Annotated in this window: 19 protein-coding genes; 7 read left to right on the top strand and 12 right to left on the bottom strand. The window is 35.3% G+C overall.

The window, feature by feature from the left end; genetic code table 11:
• Position 1: 1 nt before the first annotated feature.
• Positions 2-337, bottom strand: coding sequence for a PadR family transcriptional regulator (locus tag P7V56_RS02600; RefSeq protein ID WP_171221228.1), 336 nt, complete (start codon positions 335-337; stop codon positions 2-4).
• Between the two features lie 118 nt (positions 338-455).
• Here P7V56_RS02600 and P7V56_RS02595 point away from each other — a divergent pair, with 118 nt between their 5' ends.
• Complete coding sequence (locus P7V56_RS02595) at positions 456-1,511, top strand: ferredoxin--NADP reductase (RefSeq protein ID WP_171221229.1); 1,056 nt, start codon at positions 456-458, stop codon at positions 1,509-1,511.
• Positions 1,512-1,553: 42 nt separating this feature from the next.
• Here the strand turns inward: P7V56_RS02595 and P7V56_RS02590 are convergent, their stop codons facing one another.
• On the bottom strand, positions 1,554-2,552 hold the full coding sequence (locus tag P7V56_RS02590; protein ID WP_171221589.1) for a glycosyltransferase family 9 protein: 999 nt from the start codon (positions 2,550-2,552) through the stop codon (positions 1,554-1,556).
• 56 nt (positions 2,553-2,608) lie between these two features.
• Positions 2,609-3,214: a DUF4254 domain-containing protein gene (locus P7V56_RS02585; RefSeq protein WP_171221230.1), complete on the bottom strand. Its 606-nt coding sequence runs from the start codon at positions 3,212-3,214 to the stop codon at positions 2,609-2,611.
• 101 nt (positions 3,215-3,315) lie between these two features.
• On the opposite strand from P7V56_RS02585, the gene upp reads away from it, so the two are divergent.
• Entirely contained in the window at positions 3,316-3,969 is a 654-nt protein-coding gene (upp, locus tag P7V56_RS02580; protein WP_171221231.1) for a uracil phosphoribosyltransferase, read from the top strand.
• On the opposite strand, the gene P7V56_RS02575 is transcribed toward upp, so the two are convergent.
• Positions 3,964-4,893, bottom strand: a complete 930-nt coding sequence (locus tag P7V56_RS02575) for a DUF6427 family protein (protein ID WP_171221232.1) — start codon at positions 4,891-4,893, stop codon at positions 3,964-3,966. The genes upp and P7V56_RS02575 overlap by 6 nt on opposite strands.
• A gap of 45 nt (positions 4,894-4,938) precedes the next feature.
• On the opposite strand from P7V56_RS02575, the gene P7V56_RS02570 reads away from it, so the two are divergent.
• On the top strand, positions 4,939-5,178 hold the full coding sequence (locus P7V56_RS02570) for a DUF6341 family protein (protein WP_171221233.1): 240 nt from the start codon (positions 4,939-4,941) through the stop codon (positions 5,176-5,178).
• Here P7V56_RS02570 and purD read toward each other — a convergent pair.
• Entirely contained in the window at positions 5,170-6,444 is a 1,275-nt protein-coding gene (gene purD / locus P7V56_RS02565) for a phosphoribosylamine--glycine ligase (RefSeq protein ID WP_171221234.1), read from the bottom strand. The two genes, P7V56_RS02570 and purD, sit on opposite strands and share 9 nt — an antisense overlap.
• 126 nt (positions 6,445-6,570) lie before the next feature.
• Here purD and P7V56_RS02560 point away from each other — a divergent pair, with 126 nt between their 5' ends.
• From P7V56_RS02560 to P7V56_RS02550, 3 genes are read left to right on the top strand one after another with little or no spacing between them, the layout of a single operon-like run.
• The gene (locus P7V56_RS02560) at positions 6,571-7,884 is read left to right on the top strand and encodes a phenylacetate--CoA ligase family protein (protein WP_171221235.1); all 1,314 of its coding nucleotides are present in this window, start codon (positions 6,571-6,573) and stop codon (positions 7,882-7,884) included.
• A gap of 4 nt (positions 7,885-7,888) precedes the next feature.
• On the top strand, positions 7,889-8,974 hold the full coding sequence (wecB, locus tag P7V56_RS02555; RefSeq protein ID WP_171221236.1) for a non-hydrolyzing UDP-N-acetylglucosamine 2-epimerase: 1,086 nt from the start codon (positions 7,889-7,891) through the stop codon (positions 8,972-8,974).
• Complete coding sequence (locus tag P7V56_RS02550; RefSeq protein ID WP_171221237.1) at positions 8,974-10,158, top strand: glycosyltransferase family 4 protein; 1,185 nt, start codon at positions 8,974-8,976, stop codon at positions 10,156-10,158. The genes wecB and P7V56_RS02550 overlap by 1 nt, the downstream gene beginning before the upstream one ends.
• Here the strand turns inward: P7V56_RS02550 and P7V56_RS02545 are convergent.
• The 7 genes from P7V56_RS02545 to P7V56_RS02515 form a co-directional block, all read right to left on the bottom strand.
• Positions 10,155-11,522 carry an undecaprenyl-phosphate glucose phosphotransferase gene (locus P7V56_RS02545; RefSeq protein ID WP_171221238.1) on the bottom strand — a complete coding sequence of 456 codons (1,368 nt, stop codon included), beginning with the start codon at positions 11,520-11,522 and terminating at the stop codon, positions 10,155-10,157. The two genes, P7V56_RS02550 and P7V56_RS02545, sit on opposite strands and share 4 nt — an antisense overlap.
• 5 nt (positions 11,523-11,527) lie before the next feature.
• On the bottom strand, positions 11,528-12,511 hold the full coding sequence (locus P7V56_RS02540; RefSeq protein ID WP_171221239.1) for a UDP-glucuronic acid decarboxylase family protein: 984 nt from the start codon (positions 12,509-12,511) through the stop codon (positions 11,528-11,530).
• Positions 12,512-12,516: 5 nt separating this feature from the next.
• Positions 12,517-13,842: an O-antigen ligase family protein gene (locus P7V56_RS02535; protein ID WP_171221240.1), complete on the bottom strand. Its 1,326-nt coding sequence runs from the start codon at positions 13,840-13,842 to the stop codon at positions 12,517-12,519.
• A 161-nt stretch (positions 13,843-14,003) separates the two neighbouring features.
• Positions 14,004-14,987, bottom strand: coding sequence for an NAD-dependent epimerase/dehydratase family protein (locus tag P7V56_RS02530; RefSeq protein ID WP_171221241.1), 984 nt, complete (start codon positions 14,985-14,987; stop codon positions 14,004-14,006).
• A 62-nt stretch (positions 14,988-15,049) separates the two neighbouring features.
• The gene (locus tag P7V56_RS02525; protein WP_171221242.1) at positions 15,050-15,799 is read right to left on the bottom strand and encodes a WecB/TagA/CpsF family glycosyltransferase; all 750 of its coding nucleotides are present in this window, start codon (positions 15,797-15,799) and stop codon (positions 15,050-15,052) included.
• A 20-nt stretch (positions 15,800-15,819) separates the two neighbouring features.
• Complete coding sequence (locus P7V56_RS02520; RefSeq protein WP_171221243.1) at positions 15,820-16,779, bottom strand: NAD-dependent epimerase/dehydratase family protein; 960 nt, start codon at positions 16,777-16,779, stop codon at positions 15,820-15,822.
• A 16-nt stretch (positions 16,780-16,795) separates the two neighbouring features.
• Complete coding sequence (locus P7V56_RS02515) at positions 16,796-17,527, bottom strand: FkbM family methyltransferase (RefSeq protein ID WP_171221244.1); 732 nt, start codon at positions 17,525-17,527, stop codon at positions 16,796-16,798.
• A gap of 328 nt (positions 17,528-17,855) precedes the next feature.
• Between P7V56_RS02515 and P7V56_RS02510 the strand changes: the two genes are divergently transcribed.
• Positions 17,856-19,184: a lipopolysaccharide biosynthesis protein gene (locus P7V56_RS02510; RefSeq protein ID WP_171221245.1), complete on the top strand. Its 1,329-nt coding sequence runs from the start codon at positions 17,856-17,858 to the stop codon at positions 19,182-19,184.
• The last annotated feature ends 4 nt before the right edge of the window (positions 19,185-19,188 follow it).

Here is a 19,188-nt window from a genome sequence, read left to right as displayed (position 1 = left end):
CTTAATTCGCTAATTTAGGTTGAACCAAAGTTTGCATGTTTCGTATAAAATCTTCCAATTCGGCCAATCTATTCAAAGTTTCTGCCGAACCCTTTTCTGTAAGCTTATAATATTTCCTCAACCGATTGTCTACATGTTCGACTTCTACTTCTAGAACGCCATCGGCTTCGAGTTTATGCAACGCCGGATACAATGCGCCTTCTGTTATTTTTAATTCTCCTTTGGTAATTTCTTTTACTTTTTGGGTAATTTCATACCCATACATTCTGCCGTTTTCTTCTAAAAGTTTCATCACTATGGTGGTTAAACTTCCTTTGTATAATTGCGAATTTTTCATGAGCATTGATTTTTGAAATTCAAATATACATAAGTTTTATATGTATATAAAATTCTTAGGTATAAATTATTATTTTCTCAAAAGTGTAACGTTCGCTACCTTTGCAAAAACAAACTATATGTCTTCATTTTATAAATTACATATCAAAGAAGTTAAGCGCGAAACGCCAAGTGCGATTTCTGTTGCTTTTACCGTTCCGGCCGAATTAAAATCGGCTTATCAATTTACCGCCGGTCAATACGTGAACTTAAAACTAACCCTTGATGGTCAAGAAGTACGCCGCGCATATTCGGTTTGTTCTTCGCCTAGTAGTGGTGAATTGCGCATCGCTATCAAATCGGTAAAAAGTGGTCATTTTTCCAAATTTGCCAATGACAATTTGAAAGTGGGTGATATTTTAGAAGTCAGCCAACCCGAAGGAAGATTTACTTTTGAGCCTTCTTTTTCCAACTTAAAAAACTATGCCGCTTTTGCGGCAGGAAGCGGAATTACACCGGTGATGTCGATCTTAAAATCGGTTTTAGAGAGTGAGCCCAACAGTTCTTTTGTATTGGTTTACGGTAATAAAACGCCGGAAGAAACCATCTTTCACGATGAACTTCACGACTTGCAATTGAAATATGTCGGCCGTTTTTTTGTGCATTTTGTATACAGTCAAGCCAAAGTAGAAAACGAACTTTTTGGTAGAATCGATAAGTCAACCGTAAACTTTGTCTTGAACAACAAACACAAAGAAAAAGAGTTTGACAAGTTTTATTTGTGTGGTCCGGAAGACATGATTAATTTGGTTTCCAATGTATTAAAAGAGCACAACATTCCTGAGAAAAATATCAAATTCGAATTGTTTTCGACCTCGACCGCTGCCGAAAATACAGCCGCAGCTTCTCATGAAGGCCACACGAAAATTACTGTGATGGTAGATGACGAAGAAACCACTTTTGAAATGTCGCAGAAACAAACGGTTTTGGAAGCTGCTTTGAAACAAGGCATTGATGCACCTTATTCTTGTCAAGGTGGAATCTGCAGTTCTTGCTTGGCACGAATTACCAATGGTTCGGCTGAGATGAAAAAGAATTCCATCCTAACAGATGGCGAAGTTGCCGACGGATTAATTCTAACTTGCCAAGCCCATCCGACTTCTTCGGAAATCTATGTAGATTTTGATGATGTATAGTTTTTAAAATTCCAACATAACAATTATAAATTCCAATTTTGTCTAAGCGAGATTGGAATTTATTTTTTCGACTACATTGTCAACAGTAATGGTTCGCATAGCATCTTCGTAACCCGGAATATTTTTATTTCCGTAAACTGAGGTTGGCAATAACGGATACTTTTCTCTATCGGAAACCAAACAGTTTTCCATGGGTTGATTGAATGGTTTGAAACCGGCATAAGGATGTGTGGCACCCCAAAGTGTGATGACCTTTATGCCGAGCATGGCCGCAATATGAGCATTTCCGGAATCCATGGAAAGCATTAAATCGAGATTAGAAATCAAATGAAGTTCTTGAGGTAACTTTAATTTTCCGGCTACTACTATTATATTTTCTTTATTGGCTGCTAAAGTCTTCAGTTGCTCTGTTTCTTTCTGTCCGCCACCGAAAAGGAAAATTTTATTGGCGTTGATATTGGCCAATTCGTTGATCACTTTTTGCATCAAATCGAGAGGATAAACTTTGCTGTCATATTGAGCAAATGGTGCTATACCTATCCATTTTTGATTTTCTTTTTCACCTGAAATTTTTAAAATTTCGGCAGACAAAATGGCTTTTTCCGGAAAAATCGGATTGGATAAATCGACCTGAAAACCCAACTTTTTAAAAGTATCAACATGGCGCTCGACCATTAATTTTAAGGGTTGAAAGATTTTGTTTTTGGCTCGGGTCAAGGCTTTTTTATCGGCTCTGCCCTTGGCTGTGTAAGCTACTTTTTTACCGCTCAAAGCGAATAAATTTCTAATAACTATTGATCGCAAAACGTTGTGCAAATCAGCTATAGCATCAACTTGCAACTTTTTGATATCCGAATACAATCGAAATAAACCCGGAAAACCTTTATGTCTTCCATTGACATCAACAGCAAAAAATTCCACATTCGGAATTCCGACAAAAAAAGGTTGGAAGAACGGTCGAGAAACTACTGTAATTTTCGCGTTCGGATTTTGATTTAGAAAAGCTCGCAAAACAGGAACCGTCATTGCAACATCGCCCATGGCAGACAATCGGATGACGGCTATATGTTGGATTGGATTTGACAAATGCGGCCTATTTATTTTTTATTTTGGTACAACACCGGATTCAAATCGTCATCGTTGTACATTTTCATTTGCTTGTAGACTTTCATGAATTTGTCTCCGTTTTCAATATCGGTCAACAAATCATTAATAGAGATAAACATATCACTTTTTTGGTCTAACAATACATTTAATTTCTCCTGACATTTGGCTCTGTGTTCGGCAGTGGCTTCGGCACGATTGGCTTCTTCACTCATATGGTAAATTTTCAAGGCCAAGATAGACAAACGGTCGATAGCCCAAGCCGGACTTTCAGTATTGATTTTGGCGTTTGGTTTTACTTGAACATCTTTGTGTTTTTGGAGAAAATAGCTGTCGATATACTCTACCATATCGGTACGAACTTGATTGGAAGCATCAATTTTTCTTTTCAAATCTAAGGCTGCTACCGGGTCAATATTAGGATCGCGGATGATGTCTTCATAATGCCATTGTACAGTATCTACCCAGTTTTTGGCATACAATAAATATTCGATAGTTCCTTTAGTATAAGGATTTAACGTAGGTTGATACACATCGTTTATTATATGATAATCATTGATACTTTGCTCAAAAATAGGAAAGGCAAATTCTGAAAACATAGTTGCAGTTTTTATTTTATTTGATACTATTCAACCGAAAGGTCTTGGGTGCAAAGATAGTTTTTATACTTTTACCTCAACATACAAAATTAAAGTCGTCCATGCACATTCATTACATTTCCGAGCAGAATAGTATTCTCAATCATTTTTTGGCACAAATTCGCGATGTTACCATCCAAAAAGACAGTATGCGTTTTCGCAAAAACATTGAACGCATTGGGGAAATTATGGCTTATGAATTGAGTAAAACTTTGGAATATAAAAACATTGATGTACAGACGCCTTTAGGTATCAAACATACTACTACGATTGCTGACCATGTGGTTTTGTGTTCTATACTTCGTGCCGGATTGGCTTTACATACCGGGTTTATGAACATTTTTGACAATGCCGAAAACGGATTTGTTTCTGCCTATCGCCATCATTATGACAACGATGATAAGTTTGAAATTTTAGTCGAATACCAAGCCGCGCCTTCTTTTGAAAATAAAAATCTGATTCTAATTGACCCAATGTTAGCCACCGGACAATCAATAGTAGCGGTTTTGCACAAATTACATTTGGAACAAAAACCCAAAGAAATTCACATTGCGGTAGTAATTGCTGCGCCGGAAGGCATAGCTTATTTACAAGAAAACCTGCCCGAAAACTGTCATCTTTGGGTAGCGGCTTTAGATGATAAACTCAACGAGAAAAACTACATCATTCCGGGTTTAGGTGATGCCGGAGATTTGGCTTATGGTAGTAAATTATAGTTGGGCAAAAAACGCAAAAAAGCTTCCTGTAATCAATAACATTAGTACAATTTCCTGATACATTTGACTCTGGGAATACTCTATATTGTTGGTCGTCATCACTGCTAAAGGGAAAAAAGTAAACAACAACATTGCATTATTTTTATCAGGCGAAAGGATAAAAACAACACTTCCGATTAAAAATCCGAAAATCATTTTCTTATAAGACGCCTGTAGAATCAAAGGTCTGTTGGTTAATGAAATAACCATCGAAAACAGAAAATACAGCGCAACAACCACATAAAATGAAAGCGCGGCATTTTGGTAATTATTGGTAAAATAATCGAGTTCAAAATGGGTTTGGGTTTGGGTCAAAATATGGTCAATCCAAGTCTTGTCAAAATATAATGCAGCTCCCAAAAATACCACGGTTGTAGTCACAAAAGCCACAAAAGGCAACAACCAATTTCTATAATCTCTGGAAACATGAAAGATGATAGAGATGTAAACCAAAACAATAAAAAGAATACACCAAAAGTGAAACAAACTGGCAATGAAAATCCACATCGAAGCGTCAAATATTTTCTCTTTAGGCGCTTTTAAAGTTTGGAGTGAAATTAATCTTCGCATGGCCAGCAGCAGGAAGAAATTGGCAAACAAAAGATTAGTATGACTAAAGACGATAGGGAAAATCATTAAAAACAACAGAAAAAATAAAATGGTGTAACTGCTGTTTTTAGTCAACCCATTTTTTTTAACCATAAAGTTGACCAAAAAAAATGAGCTGAGTAAAAGTGTGATTAATAACAACTTATCCGATAAATCCGTTGGCGTTGAAAGTTGGTTTGACTGACCGCTTTGATGTAAAAAAAAGGCAGCCAATAATAAAATTACCACCAAAGCATAATTAACAATGCTCGATTTTTTAAAAATGCTTGTAATCATACGGATATTTTATACATTTGTGCTGTAAATATAACATTTTATACAATGAGAGCATTTTTTGAAGGTATTCAAACTTTATTTGTAGATTTTCTTTTCAAACCATTAGATTGGTTAAGAGCACTTGAGCTAAATGGTTCCATTGGTTGGTGGTTAGCCAACATCGTTAGCTGGACATTAATCATTGTATGTAGCTATTACATCGTTTACTGGTGTAAAGAATTGAAAAAGCACCAAGACAATAACGAAGAAAACCAAGATACTACGGCACACTCTTTCTTAAGCTAGATCGAATCCGATATCTTTTCTGAAATACATCTTATCAAAATGTAGCTTGTCTATGTTTTGGTAAGATTTTTTTATGGCCTCTTGGAAATTATTGCCATAAGAAGTCACCGCCAATACTCTTCCACCGTTGGTTACAACTTTGCCGTTTTCCAATTTGGTTCCGGCATGAAAAACAATCGAATCTTGCACGTTTTCAATTCCGGTAATCTCAAAACCTTTGTCATACTCTTCAGGATATCCGCCCGAAACCACCATAATGGTTGTGGCACTTCTTGGGTCAATTTCTAAAGTAACTTCGTCTAGTTTTTGATTGGCCACTGCTTGAAACAATTCTACCAAATCGGATTGGATTCTTGGCATCACTACTTCGGTTTCCGGATCGCCCATTCTGACGTTGTATTCAATTACCATCGGTTCGCCTTTGACAATAATAAGTCCGATGAAAACAAAACCTTTGTATTCTATGCCGTCTTTTTGCAAACCTTCAACAGTTGGTTTTACTATGCGGGTTTCTATTTTCTCTAATAAAATTTCGTCGGCAAATGGTACCGGAGAAACGGCTCCCATTCCACCGGTATTCAATCCGGTATCGCCTTCTCCGATTCTTTTATAATCTTTGGCTGTTGGTAACACTTTGTAATTTTTACCGTCAGTCAACACAAAACAACTTAACTCAATACCGTCCAGAAATTCTTCGATAACTACTTTTGAACTGGCGGTTCCGAATTTGGCGTGTACCAACATGTTTCGCAACTCGGTTTTAGCTTCTTCTAAATCATTCAGAATTAAAACGCCTTTTCCGGCAGCCAATCCATCTGCTTTCAGAACGTATGGCGGTTGTAATGTTTCTAAAAATTCACAGCCGTTTTCAACTGTTTCCGAAGTAAAACTGTCGTAAGCCGCGGTTGGTATTTTGTGTTTGATTAGAAATTCTTTGGCAAATTCTTTACTGCCTTCCAATTGGGCGCCCACTTTTGAAGGACCAATAACCGGAATATGATTAAGCGCTGAATCATTCTTGAAGAAATCATAAATGCCATGCACTAAAGGATCTTCCGGACCAACTACTACCATGTCAATATTTTCATTGATTGCAAAAGTTTTGATACTCTCAAAATCTGTCGGACTCATAGAAACATTAGCAGCAATCGCTGCGGTACCGGCATTCCCGGGTGCTACAAATAGCTTTTGACATTTTGAACTTTTCAAAATTTTGTAGGCTAAAGCGTGTTCTCTTCCGCCCGATCCGAGTAATAGGATAGTCATAGTGTTGTATTGTTAGTAGTTGCTGCGCAAAAGTAGTTTGTTTTTGATGGAATTTAAAGTCATTCTTTTAAAAAATTTAGGCACTTAACACTTTGCTTTTCTTATTTTTGAGGAAAATTGATTTTTGTGTTTCCACTATTCCATTTTTCGCTTTGGTTGAAAGGCTTTCCCTTAAAGAAAGCTGCAAATGAATTTGAAAAAATTCAAGCGATATCAGAAGACAACTATCAGAATTATGTTGAAGCAAAAAGAAATGAAATTGTGGCTTTTCATCTCCAATACAATGCTACTTACAAAGCATTAGTTGGAAATAAAAACCCCGACAATTGGGAAGAACTTCCGATAATGACCAAAAAGGATTTTCAAAAGCCATTAGTGGAAAGACTCTCGGAAGGCTATACACCAAAGAATATATATGTCAATAAAACTTCGGGGTCGAGCGGTGATCCTTTTATTTTTGCCAAAGATAAATTTTCGCACGCGCTGACTTGGGTCAATATTTTTGACCGATTCGGATGGTATAATATTAATTTTAATAGTTCTTTACAGGCTCGTTTTTATGGAATTCCATTAGATTTTGTTGGCAATACCAAAGAACGAATCAAAGATTTATTAAGCCATCGGTATCGGTTTCCCATTTTTGATTTATCAGACAAAGTTTTGGAAAGTGTACTGGTAAAATTCGAACAAAAACGATTCGATTATATCAATGGCTATACCAGCTCCATCGTGTTGTTCGCCAAATTTTTACAGCAAAAAAACATTATCTTAAAAACAGTTTGCCCAACGTTGAAATGTTGTGTAGTCACTTCGGAAATGTTATTTGAAGACGATAAAGAACTGCTTGAAAAACAGTTTGGCGTTCCGGTAGTCAATGAATACGGCGCTTCCGAATTGGATTTGATTGCCTTTCAAAATCCTCAAGGTGAATGGCAAGTGAATTCGGAAACCTTATTTGTGGAAATTTTAGACGAGGAAAACAAGGTTTTGCCGTATGGAAAAGAAGGTCGCGTCGTGATTACTTCTCTCTACAACAAAGCCCATCCATTTATTCGCTATGACATTGGCGATGTTGGGATTTTAGATGAAAAAAGCACTTTCAAGAAACCCATACTTAAAAAATTAATCGGAAGAACCAACGATATAGCTATCCTGCCCAGCGGAAAAAAATCACCCGGATTAACCTTTTATTACGTCACCAAAAGTATTATCGAAGACGATGGAAATGTGAAAGAATTTGTCATAAAACAAACCAAAATCGATACTTTTGATATTGAATATGTGAGTCAGCACGAATTGACATTGGGCCAAATTCAAAACATTGAAAAAGCCATTACAACCTATTTAGAAACCGGTTTGACTTTCACATTCACCCGAAAAGAAAAGTTAGAAAGAAGCAAAAGCGGCAAATTGAAGCAATTTGTTTCGTTAGTAAAATAGTCCTATGAAAATCACTATAATAGCGGGTGCCAGACCCAATTTTATCAAAATCGCACCCATCATCAAGGCGATTGAAAAAAAGCAAGCCGAAGGCGCAAACGTTTCTTATAGGTTGGTACATACCGGTCAGCATTATGACAAAAACCTCAGCGATACTTTCTTTGAAGAGTTAAACATTCCGCAACCTCATGCCAATTTAGAAGTCAAAAGTGGTTCACAAGCCGAGCAAACCGCAGCCATTATGATCGCCTTTGAAAAAGAATTAATCCAACATCCTTGTGATTTGGTTTTGGTGGTAGGCGATGTCAATTCGACTATGGCTTGTACGATTGTGGCCAAAAAATTAAATGTAAAAGTAGCGCATGTTGAAGCCGGAATTCGCTCGGGAGATATGACCATGCCTGAGGAAATCAACCGAATTGTTACCGACAGTATCACCGATTATTTCTTTACCACTTCAACAACAGCTTCCGAAAATTTGCTCAAATATGGTGCGGATGAAAAAAATATTCACTTTGTGGGCAATGTGATGATTGACACTTTATACCAAAATTTAGACCGGATTTCAGCTCCGGCTTTTTGGAGCGAATTTGGATTGGAAACCGGAAATTATATCATTCTGACCTTACATCGTCCGGCCAATGTGGATGAAGAAAAATCATTGGTAACATTGCTTCAGGGTATTGATAAAATGGTTGGAGACAAAAAGATAATTTTTCCTATTCATCCGCGAACCAAGGCTATTTTAGGCGAAACTAATTTGGCGTTAAAAAACATACTTTTCGTGGAACCGCAAGGCTATTTGAATTTTATGTTTTTAATTAAAAACAGCTTTGCCGTGATTACGGATTCTGGCGGTATTTCGGAGGAAACTACCGTTTTAAACATTCCGTGTTTTACGATGCGAAATAATACCGAAAGACCTGAAACGCAAACTATTGGAACGAATACTTTGGTTGGAACCTCCATTGAAAATCTGGAGAAAGTGTTTGCGCAATTTCTACAAAATGGTCGCAGAAAATCGGGAATTCCCGAACTTTGGGACGGAAAAGCTTCTGAGCGCATCATTGAGATACTTTTAAAAAAATAATGGAAGAAGTTCTCATCATATCCAATTATTATCCGCCGGAAAAAGGTGCTGCTGCCAATAGAATTGAGCAGTTGGCTTTGAAGTTGCACCAACACAATTACAATGTTAGTGTTGTTTGTCCGCTAGGAAATTACCCTAAAGGCGAATTGTTTCCTGAATACAAAGGTAAATTCTCAGTAACCGAAAACCGAGACAATATTACCGTAAAACGTTTGTGGATTTATCCGAGTGTGAGCAAAAACATTTTAGTTAGAATTGTCTCTATTTTGTCTTTTTCTTTGAGCCTTTTCTTCTATTTATTGTTCAAAAAAACACCCCAAAAAGTAGTGGTGCAATCGCCGCCGTTATTGCTTTCTTTTATCTCCGTTTTGGTGCTTTCGCTTAAAAATAAAAAAATAATTCTCAATGTGTCCGATTTGTGGCCATTAGCAGCAATAGAATTAGAGGCTTTGAAAGAAGGTTCGTTTTCGCATAAAATTTCTTTGTTTTTTGAGCGGTATATCTATCGCAAGGCGAACTTGGTTTTAGGACAATCTAATGAAATTGTTATGCATGTAAAAACCATCACGCCACAAAAAGAGTGTTATTTGTATAGAAATTATCCTGACCATCAAGTGGCTGAAATGGAATTAAAAACCATCGAAAACCAGCCTGTAAAAATCTTTTATGCCGGACTTTTGGGTGTTGCCCAAGGCGTCTTGGAACTCTGCGATAAAATCGATTTAAGCCATTTAAATATCGAATTGCATCTGTTTGGGGACGGTGCAGAGAAAAATCAAATAGAAGCTTTGATTTTAGCCCAAAAAGAGCCGAAAATCTTCTTTCATGGCATGATGGAGCGAAAAGCTTTGCATGATACTTTAAAAACCTTTGACATTGCTATTGTGCCGCTAAAAACGCGAATTTACGGTTCAGTTCCGTCTAAAATTTTTGAATATGGCGCATTGGGTTTTCCTATCCTATATTTTGGTGGTGGTGAAGGAGAAACCATTGTTTCGGAAAACAAATTGGGTTGGGTGGCCAAAGTGGAAGACTTTGCTGATTTGAATGAAAAGCTCAGCGAAATTTCAGAGCTTACCAGATCGGATTTAGCGGTGATGAAACAGCGTGTTTTTGACACAGCTCAAAAAGCATTTGATTTAGATAATCAGGTTAAAGATTTGATTGCCAAAAAAGTTTTTTAATAGGCTTTGTCTTCTCCTTTAAAAATATTGATGACGGTTTGAAAGATGATTTTTAAATCCATAATCATCGACCAATTTTCAATGTAAAAAACATCGAGTTTGATTCGGTTTACCATGTCTTCTTCGGTTTCTATTTCTCCTCTGAATCCTTTGACTTGTGCCAAACCGGTGATGCCGGGTTTTACATAATGACGCACCATGTATTTTTTGATTTTGCTGGCATACGCTTTATTTTGAGACCATAAATGCGGTCTTGGTCCCACAACCGACATATCACCTAACAACACATTGAAAAATTGTGGTAATTCATCAATACTGGTTTTTCTCATGAATTTACCCATTTTGGTAACCCTAGGATCGTTTTTAGAGGCCTCTTTTTCGGTAAAACCATTAACTTGCATGGAACGAAATTTGTAACAGAAGAATTCTTTTTCATCCAATCCGGGTCTGCCTTGTTTAAAAAACACCGGTCCTTTGGATTCAAGCTTTATCAATATAGCCAATAATGGAATGAGCCAGGAGAGCAAAAAAACAATGACAATAAGGGAAAACAAAACATCAAAAGCCCTTTTTATTCCTTTGATAAACGGATTGTGCAATAGGGTCTTTTCTAGGGAAAGTACCGGGAATAGTTCGTAGTAATTGATTTTTAGGCTTTTGGAAAAAATCTCTTTAGTGTCAGGAATAAATTTGATGACTTTTCGGTTATCATCGGCAAACTCAACCAGTTCCTTTAATTTTTCATTAGAGATTTCATTCAATGAACAATAAATCTCATCTATTTTGTTCTCTAAAACATAATTTTTGAGTTCCTCTATTTTTCCTAAAATCTCCGGATTTTGTTTTTTATCCGAAAAATAGCCATAGAAACGATACCCATAATCTTTTCTGTTTTCAAATACTTCTTTTAAACGGATTGCTTCCGGTGTGTATCCAATGATAATGGCGTTGCGATAATTACTTCCGGTGGTTATCCTATATTTTTTGAGATAAATGAAAAGAAAATTTTTAAAGGCAACTATAATGATAAAACTAAATAGTATAAAATAAGTGATCGCTTTTATGCTGAAAACCGCTGTTTTAGCAAACGGGAAAAAAGCGATTACAATCAGCAAAAAAATGCTGAATTGCTTGATGAGTTTTGACAATATTTCTACGGGAGTCGTAAACCGAAAAACTTCATAATACCCAACAATAGCCGCTATCAACAACCAAGTAATAGTTTGATAAATGATATAATAAGCCGCTGATATGTTTAAATCTCTAAAGAAATATAAGCTTAAAAACGTGAGCGTCACTATATCAAAAAATACACTAATTGGCCTGATGTATTTTGAATATCTTCCTGTTTGCTGTGCCACCATAAATACTAATGGATATATCCTTTAAAATCCTTATGCTCTTCTTTTAAAAGCTCTTCGTTGGAAAGCGATTTAAAGTATTCATAAGTTAATTTCATCCCTTCTTCACGCGATACTTTGGCTTCCCATCCCAAAATTTCCTTTGCTTTAGTGGTATCCGGTTGTCGCTGTAACGGATCGTTTACCGGTAACGGATGGTAAACTACTTTTTGATTGGTTCCTGTGAGTTTAATTATTTCGTCAGCAAAATCCTTGATGGTAATTTCGTCAGGGTTTCCGATATTAACCGGATAAACATAATCGGAATGCAATAATCTGAAAATACCTTCTACCTGATCAGTTACATAACAAAAAGAACGGGTTTGACTACCATCTCCAAAAATAGTCAAATCTTCGCCTCTCAAAGCCTGACCGATAAAAGCAGGAATAACGCGACCGTCATTTAGGCGCATTCTTGGTCCATAAGTATTGAAAATCCTAACTATCCTGGTTTCTACACCGTGAAAAGTATGGTAAGCCATAGTTATAGATTCCTGAAAACGTTTGGCTTCATCGTAAACACCTCTTGGCCCTATAGTATTCACATTGCCGAAGTATTCTTCTGTTTGCGGATGCACCAATGGATCGCCATAAACTTCTGATGTTGACGCAATAAGAATCCTGGCTTTTTTTACTCTGGCCAATCCTAAAAGATTGTGGGTTCCCAATGAGCCGACCTTTAAGGTCTGTATCGGGATTTTTAAATAATCTATCGGGCTGGCCGGTGAGGCAAAATGAAGTATGTAGTCTATCTTTCCCGGAACATGAACAAACTTGGTTACATCGTGGTGGTAAAACTCAAAGTTTTTTTCTTTAAATAAATGCTCAATATTTTTTAAATCTCCGGTAATCAGGTTGTCCATTCCTATCACAAAATAGCCTTCTGCTAAAAATCTGTCACATAGATGAGAACCCAAGAAACCGGCTGCTCCGGTAATTAATATTCTTTTCATAAATTTTATTCTGTTTTGGAACTCTGAAAAGCAATTCCTGAATTAAAAAGACAATACATCATTGTGAAATAAACCACTCCTCTTTGTCTCCATAAAAATGATTCGGTCAAAAATAAACTTATCATTAGAAATGCAAAAGCAAAATGAGTAAAATCTTTTGACTGAATTGCTTTTTTTAATGTTAGGGTAATGATGATGATTAAAAGTAGGAACCCAAAAACACCCAATTCGGCAAAATTTTGGATGTATTGATTGTGAAAATTCTTTTTTTGATAGCCTTCCAAAGAGGCATTTCCTTGATACACGTTATAGGTTAATCCTTTCGCTTCAATCTTAGGATAGGAAGCATTGAGTCCGTATCCTTTCCAAAAAATGGCATCATCACGAAGCATTTCCAAAAATATTCTGAACTGATATACCCTGAATGCCGTACCGGGAAAAAAGTCGTTTTCGTTAAAAACCTTTTTAGTCCAAGCCTGTTTGATACTGACATTGAAAAAGGTGCTGTTCTTTTCTTTTGAAATGACATCGTTAACCGTACTGTTAGTCATTATAGTTTCGTATTCTCGGCGCAACTGTTCTTTTATTTCTCCTATGAATCCCAAAGAAACCAACAATACCAACATTACGATTAAATTCTTCAGTCTCATTTGCTTTGAAACTTTGGCATAGAATAAAAAATAAATAATGATTAATCCGAAGAAAGTAATAATGATATTGCCGGAGGAAAGCAAAAGTACCATCAGCAGTAAAATGGTTAACGCAAGATAATCAAGAATTTTTTTAGTGTCTTTGGCTAAAAACCAGAAAAAAGACATTGCCATATAAACTGATACGTGAATGGCATTCACATCTTTAGTCACTAATTCATGATAGAAAAAAACAGCAACATTATCGGTTAAAAAATACCTTACTGTTCCCCTTGACAAATAATACAGCGCGAAAACCAAAATTCCATAACTGTAATATTTGAGCACCAAGGTTTTTCTCGCTTTAGAAATCCCGCCAAAAAGCCAAAAACATACCGGAATAACAAGTAAAGAGAGTTCTTTGGATAAGGCCGGTAATGATAAACTTTTATCTATGCTCCAAAAGAAAGAAAGTACCATTAAAAAATACAATAGAATAGGAAATAAAAGATAATTCCTAAAGCTGATTTGCTCCTTTTTCAGATACAACAGTGTATACAAGCCTAAAGCAGAAACAGCAATTGTACTGACTATGTAAGGAAAAGGAATGCTCAGCAATACCAAAAGCACAAAAAAGGCCTGCTTTTCTCCTTCAAAATCCTGTTTTATTCTTTCGGAAAAATTGATTAAAAATTTGTTCATGCCCTAGTTTCTCTTTTGTGATCTATTTTCAGAAAACATACGCCGTTTTAGTAACAAGGCAATTTAGGGTTTTTATTTTGCAAATTAAATTTTTAGGTAAAAATCTTTGCTTTTGAAGCTGACCTAAAGGTTTTTATTCTTTTAAACAAAAAACCTCAAAACTAATTAGTTTTGAGGTTTACTACTTCTTTTTCTTTGACCTGAGCGTCTATCCACTTGTAGGTCTTTTTCATTCCTTCAAGTAAAGGCATTGACGGAGCCCAGTTTAATTTTTCCAGCAACAACTTATTGTCGGAATTTCTTCCTCTTACCCCTGTTGGTCCTTTGATATTATTTATGGAAAGATTTTTACCTGAAATAGCAATTGCCATATTAGCAAAATCATTGATTGATATCATTTCTTCAGAACCAATATTAACCGGACCTGTAAAGTTTGAATTCATTAATCGGATTACTGCCTCGACACATTCCTCAATGTAAAGGAATGAGCGGGTTTGTTTTCCGTCACCCCAAACTTCAATGGAAGTTCCGTCTTCGGCTTCTGCTGCTTTTCTACACATCGCCGCCGGTGCTTTTTCTTTTCCGCCGGTCCAAGTGCCTTGAGGGCCAAAAATATTATGGAATCTGGCTATTCTAACTTCCATTCCGTAATTTCTGTGGTAGGACAAATAAAGTCTTTCACTGAACAGCTTTTCCCAACCATACTCACTGTCCGGAGCGGCAGGATAAGCAGAATCTTCGGAACATTTAGGGTTATCCGGATCCATTTGGTTGTATTCAGGATACATACAGGCTGAAGAAGAATAGAATATTTTTTTCACACCTTCTTTATGGGCTGCACCTAAAACATTTAGATTGCACAATGCTGAATTGCTCATTACCTCGGCATCGTGGTCTCCGGTAAAAATATATCCGGCTCCACCCATATCGGCTGCCAATTGATATACTTCATCCATTCCTTTAACCGCTTTCTCTGCCACTAAAGGATTCCTTAAGTCGCCCAAAATAAACTCGTCTGAATTAGCATTTCCAAATTCGTTTTCTTTTAAATCAACGCCTCTCACCCAATGCCCATCGGCTTTCAATCTGTTTACCAGATGACCTCCGATAAAACCACCGGCGCCACATACCAATATTTTTTTCATTTTAACGAACTTTGTATTTTTCCTTTATAAAATGCAATTTTATTTTTTTCTAAGGTGCGAATTTATGAATTATTTTCAATAGGAGCTACCTTATTGGATTTATTAACTAAAATCATTCTTAAAAGTTTGAAGCCACTTAGGTATCTTGGTACAAAGACTTTAGGGTTGGAAATACAACGAATTAACCAGCCCATATAAATATAATCAACCCATGTAGGCATGTTGACTTGTCTTCCTGTTTTGAATGCCAAAGCGGCACCGGTACATAAAATGGCCGGTTTGTATGTTAAATTGTTTTTTAAAAAGAGTCCTAATTTTTCCTGCGTTCCACCTCCAATATTGATAAAAATCCATTGGGGTTTTTGTTTTTCAATTAATTCCAACAGCACTTTGTCTTTCACATTTCCTTTATAAAAAGGAGCCGTATAAACATCCTCTTCACGGATATTCAAACCTTTTTCATTTAAAAAATTTCTGTTAATCTTACTGTCGAGCTCAGAAGGATTGACCAAAAAAAACCTGTCTTCTTTAAAAGAATCGATATTGCTAATAAAATAATTGATGAATTCAAGTCCGGATATTTTATTGATACTCGGCTTAGAAAAAATATTCCAAATTAAAATCATATAACCGCTATCGGGAATGACTAGGTCAGATTCTAACAGCGCATCGTAATACTCTTTGTCCTCTGAGATGGTAACCAATGCGGGTGCTGCCGGCACTGTGAGAAGCCCGCCTTTGTTTTTCAATTGCTCGAATACCTCGTTTACTTTACCTTTGAAAAACTGTATCCCTAAAATTTGAATTGTCATCTATCAAAATTTATTGCTAATTAATTTTCCTTCAGCCAAGATGCGGTTATTTTAACTCCCTCTTGCAAAGTATAGGGTAATTCACCGCAAACTTTTTCCAAACTTTTGGTATCATATACCATGTGAGTTATTAAATTATTCAATCTGAAAGTTGTTAAGGGTGGATTTTGCCATCCTGCTTTTTGAAGTAAATCACCAAGTTTTGAAACCATTCTCAAGACAACCATAGGTATCTCTGTCGTTGATTTTATTCCGAATTCTCTTGAAACCATATCTGACCATTCCTTTAAATCAAGTGGAGGATAATCCGTAAGGTAATAAGTCGATTCTAAGTTTTCTCTTGGTTCAAATAAAATTTTTTCCAGTTGAAATACTGTGTTTAAAACAAAACCAAAAGATTTTTTGGGATAATGATTCTTCGGTAAAAAAAACATTTTTTTTCTGACAGTATCAAAGAATGTTCGATATGGTATTTCAAAGTAAGGTCCCCAAATGGAAGTTGGACGAACCATAACATAATCATGTTTTGCGGATGCTTTGACCTTTTTTTCTCCTATCATTTTACTTTCCCCATATAAATTGGGTGGACAATAATCATCAAAGTCTTTAGGAATATAATCAATTCTACAAACCATCCTACTGGAGGCATAAATGGTTCTTTTTATTTTTGGAAATTCATTAATAATTTCAATCATATTTTGAACACCATCCGTATTGGCGGCATAGCCTTTAATGGATTTTTTTTCGTTCAAATCAGTTCTTGCGGCCAAATGAACTACATAATCAGGATCAAAATCACTAAAACAAGAAAAAAGTTGCTCCTTGTTTAAAATATCTCCTTGAACCCAATTTTTGACATACTTTTCATTTTTGGGTGTTTTTATGTCAAAATTGATTACCTCATGGTTTTTTGAACAAAAATATTCAACTAAGTTAGTGCCTATAAAACCTGATCCTCCTGTAATTATAATTCTTGCCATTCTAATTAAATCTTTCTTAAACCCTTTTGTAAAGCAAATCGATTTCAATATACTTGTTCTTGGAACCTAAATTGAAATCGAGCATGTCAGAAAGCTCAAACCCTTTACTGTTAAGATAGCTGTTAACCTCAGTAAATGAAGGTTGGTTAACGTATAACTGTTCCAAATTGGCTTCAAGTAAGATATAATCAATATGCTGAAGTGTATTTTCCCCACCTTTCAAAACTTCTAGTTCATACCCTTGTACATCCAATTTTAACAGCGCAATTCCTTTATTGGCTTTTTGGCTAAAAGAGAAAGAATCTAATGTTTTTATTTGAACATCAATTTGATCTAATCCGTTTCCTTTAGGGTAGTGTATGTTTTCGTCACTTATCTCTAATATAGAACTAATGTGTCCAAACTCATTCTGATTGAACTTTATCGTTCCTAATTCATTCCCTAAAGCAATATTGTGTGTGTTTATGTTGGGATTGTTATCAAACATTTTCTTTATTCTTGGAAAAAGATTGGGCAGAGGTTCAAATACATCCATTTTAGCTTTAGGAAAATGGTAACTCGCAACCTTTGAAAATTGACCTGAATTAGCGCCAACATCTATAATGTAATCCAAAACGGGAACTGTTCGCTTTAAATTAGAAACAATCTCAAATGATGAAAAGGAAAATACCTTTCCTCTAATGAAGTAAAAAAACCAATTTGACTTAGCAACAATAAAGATTTGTTTTAAGACTGTTGAATATTTCATTATGGTATTATTTGAAGCTGAATTGTATTTGTTTAAAATCGCTGCAAGATATAATAAAACACCAATATTCTCGCTTTTGTTTCTAATAATTTATCGTCATACAATGCTTTTTGTCATTTACATTTTAGCACCAAAATAAAAACACAGGGCATATTTTAATTTGAAAAAACCGAAAGATGTTTACCGCGTGATGTATAGTGCTGTTTGACATTAAACTCACTCTGTCATCACCTCTTTATAATATTTAAGATTATATTTGTCAATTATCCTCCTATAGAGGAACTGACTAAAACATTATTTAATCTTACCATTTACAAAGAAAAAATCGATGATTCGTAAAATATTTGAGAAGCTGAAGAACAACCATCTTTTAATGAGTGGTCTGTACAAAGGAGTTTCAGGGATTTCATTGTTTGTTTCAATACCCATTTTGATCTATTATCTAGGAGATACTGATTATGGTCTATGGGTTTTAGTGTTTGCTCTTTTTCAATGGATCTTGTTGATGGATTTTGGTTTAGCAAGTGTTTTAAAAACTAAAGTGCCCGTTTTAATTCATGAAAACAGATATGACTTACTTAAGAGTTATTTAAAATCAACCTACAAAATAACCGCTTACATTGCCCTTTTTTTGTTTTTATTTTTTCTGGTTTTGATTTACGGCATTAACCTAAAGCAAATTTTAAAAATTCCCAATCATTCAACAGAATTTATAAAAATCCTTTTTGTAATAAATATGTTCTTTTTTTGCTTGAATTTTTTATTCAATGTTCATAAATCGCTTTTTGTAGCATTTTTAAAAGGAAAGTATGCAGAACAGTCTATTGCTGTTAATCAAATTGTTTTTTTAGTTTCACTCATTATTCTAACAAAAGTAGCGCCTGATGTAAACAACCAAAACAAGCTGTTACTTATAACCTTTTTAAATGGTTTTACTTGTTTTTTAGTGAACTTTGTATACACCTTACTATTCTTTTACAAAGAAAAACTGAACTTAAAAACTACTGTTAAAACACCTACTGAATTTCTGAAAGAAATTATTGTTCTGGGAACAAAATACATGATTATTCAAATCGGTTTGTTGTTTGTTTTTTCTTCTGATAATTATATTCTTTCCAATGTTTTTGGTCCAAAAGATATAGTCCCTTATGAGGTAGTTAATAAGTATTTTCAATTTCCAATAATGATTTTGTTTGCCACACTTTCTCCTTTATGGTCAATGTTTGCCAAAAATTACATTCAGAATAAAAAGGATGTCTTGCTTGATTCTTTTCGAAAATTCAATCTTTTGTTCATCGCAATGTTTTTGTTCATCACTTTCATTTCTGTAGCCTGTCCTTTTGTTATTTCTATTTGGATAAAAGACATTATAACTTTACCCGACGGGTTAATTTTATTTTCAGCCATCGCCACAATATTGAGGGTTTTTGTTACTTTTTATACTTTCTTCTTAAACGGAATCGGTGAATTAAATAAATATATTGTACTCCTGCTTTTAAGCGTGGTTCTAAAAATTCCTTTATCCTATTGTTTCATAAATTTAGGTTGGGGTATTAATAGCGTTGTTATTTCTACAATTATAATTTTACTCATTTGGGTAATTTATATTCCTTCAGAGTGTTATAGAATTGTCAACAAAATAAAATTAAACGAATAATTCC

The sequence above is a fragment of the Flavobacterium sp. IMCC34852 genome (assembly GCF_030643905.1).
GTDB lineage: Bacteria > Bacteroidota > Bacteroidia > Flavobacteriales > Flavobacteriaceae > Flavobacterium > Flavobacterium rivulicola.
The sequence above is the reverse complement of the archived record's forward strand: the minus strand, read 5'-3'. Positions and strand labels throughout refer to the sequence as shown.

Excerpts from the sequence above, each read along its gene's own strand:
- P7V56_RS02515 (WP_171221244.1), bottom strand. The coding sequence starts at position 17,527 with ATGAAATATTCAACAGTCTTAAAACAAATCTTTATTGTTGCTAAGTCA.
- purD (WP_171221234.1), bottom strand. The coding sequence starts at position 6,444 with ATGACTATCCTATTACTCGGATCGGGCGGAAGAGAACACGCTTTAGCC.
- P7V56_RS02575 (WP_171221232.1), bottom strand. The coding sequence starts at position 4,893 with ATGATTACAAGCATTTTTAAAAAATCGAGCATTGTTAATTATGCTTTG.
- P7V56_RS02600 (WP_171221228.1), bottom strand. The coding sequence starts at position 337 with ATGAAAAATTCGCAATTATACAAAGGAAGTTTAACCACCATAGTGATG.
- P7V56_RS02510 (WP_171221245.1), top strand. The coding sequence starts at position 17,856 with ATGATTCGTAAAATATTTGAGAAGCTGAAGAACAACCATCTTTTAATG.
- P7V56_RS02585 (WP_171221230.1), bottom strand. The coding sequence starts at position 3,214 with ATGTTTTCAGAATTTGCCTTTCCTATTTTTGAGCAAAGTATCAATGAT.
- P7V56_RS02525 (WP_171221242.1), bottom strand. The coding sequence starts at position 15,799 with ATGACAATTCAAATTTTAGGGATACAGTTTTTCAAAGGTAAAGTAAAC.
- P7V56_RS02530 (WP_171221241.1), bottom strand. The coding sequence starts at position 14,987 with ATGAAAAAAATATTGGTATGTGGCGCCGGTGGTTTTATCGGAGGTCAT.
- P7V56_RS02535 (WP_171221240.1), bottom strand. The coding sequence starts at position 13,842 with ATGAACAAATTTTTAATCAATTTTTCCGAAAGAATAAAACAGGATTTT.
- P7V56_RS02545 (WP_171221238.1), bottom strand. The coding sequence starts at position 11,522 with ATGGTGGCACAGCAAACAGGAAGATATTCAAAATACATCAGGCCAATT.
- P7V56_RS02550 (WP_171221237.1), top strand. The coding sequence starts at position 8,974 with ATGGAAGAAGTTCTCATCATATCCAATTATTATCCGCCGGAAAAAGGT.
- P7V56_RS02590 (WP_171221589.1), bottom strand. The coding sequence starts at position 2,552 with ATGGGCGATGTTGCAATGACGGTTCCTGTTTTGCGAGCTTTTCTAAAT.
- P7V56_RS02570 (WP_171221233.1), top strand. The coding sequence starts at position 4,939 with ATGAGAGCATTTTTTGAAGGTATTCAAACTTTATTTGTAGATTTTCTT.
- upp (WP_171221231.1), top strand. The coding sequence starts at position 3,316 with ATGCACATTCATTACATTTCCGAGCAGAATAGTATTCTCAATCATTTT.
- P7V56_RS02595 (WP_171221229.1), top strand. The coding sequence starts at position 456 with ATGTCTTCATTTTATAAATTACATATCAAAGAAGTTAAGCGCGAAACG.
- P7V56_RS02520 (WP_171221243.1), bottom strand. The coding sequence starts at position 16,779 with ATGGCAAGAATTATAATTACAGGAGGATCAGGTTTTATAGGCACTAAC.
- wecB (WP_171221236.1), top strand. The coding sequence starts at position 7,889 with ATGAAAATCACTATAATAGCGGGTGCCAGACCCAATTTTATCAAAATC.
- P7V56_RS02540 (WP_171221239.1), bottom strand. The coding sequence starts at position 12,511 with ATGAAAAGAATATTAATTACCGGAGCAGCCGGTTTCTTGGGTTCTCAT.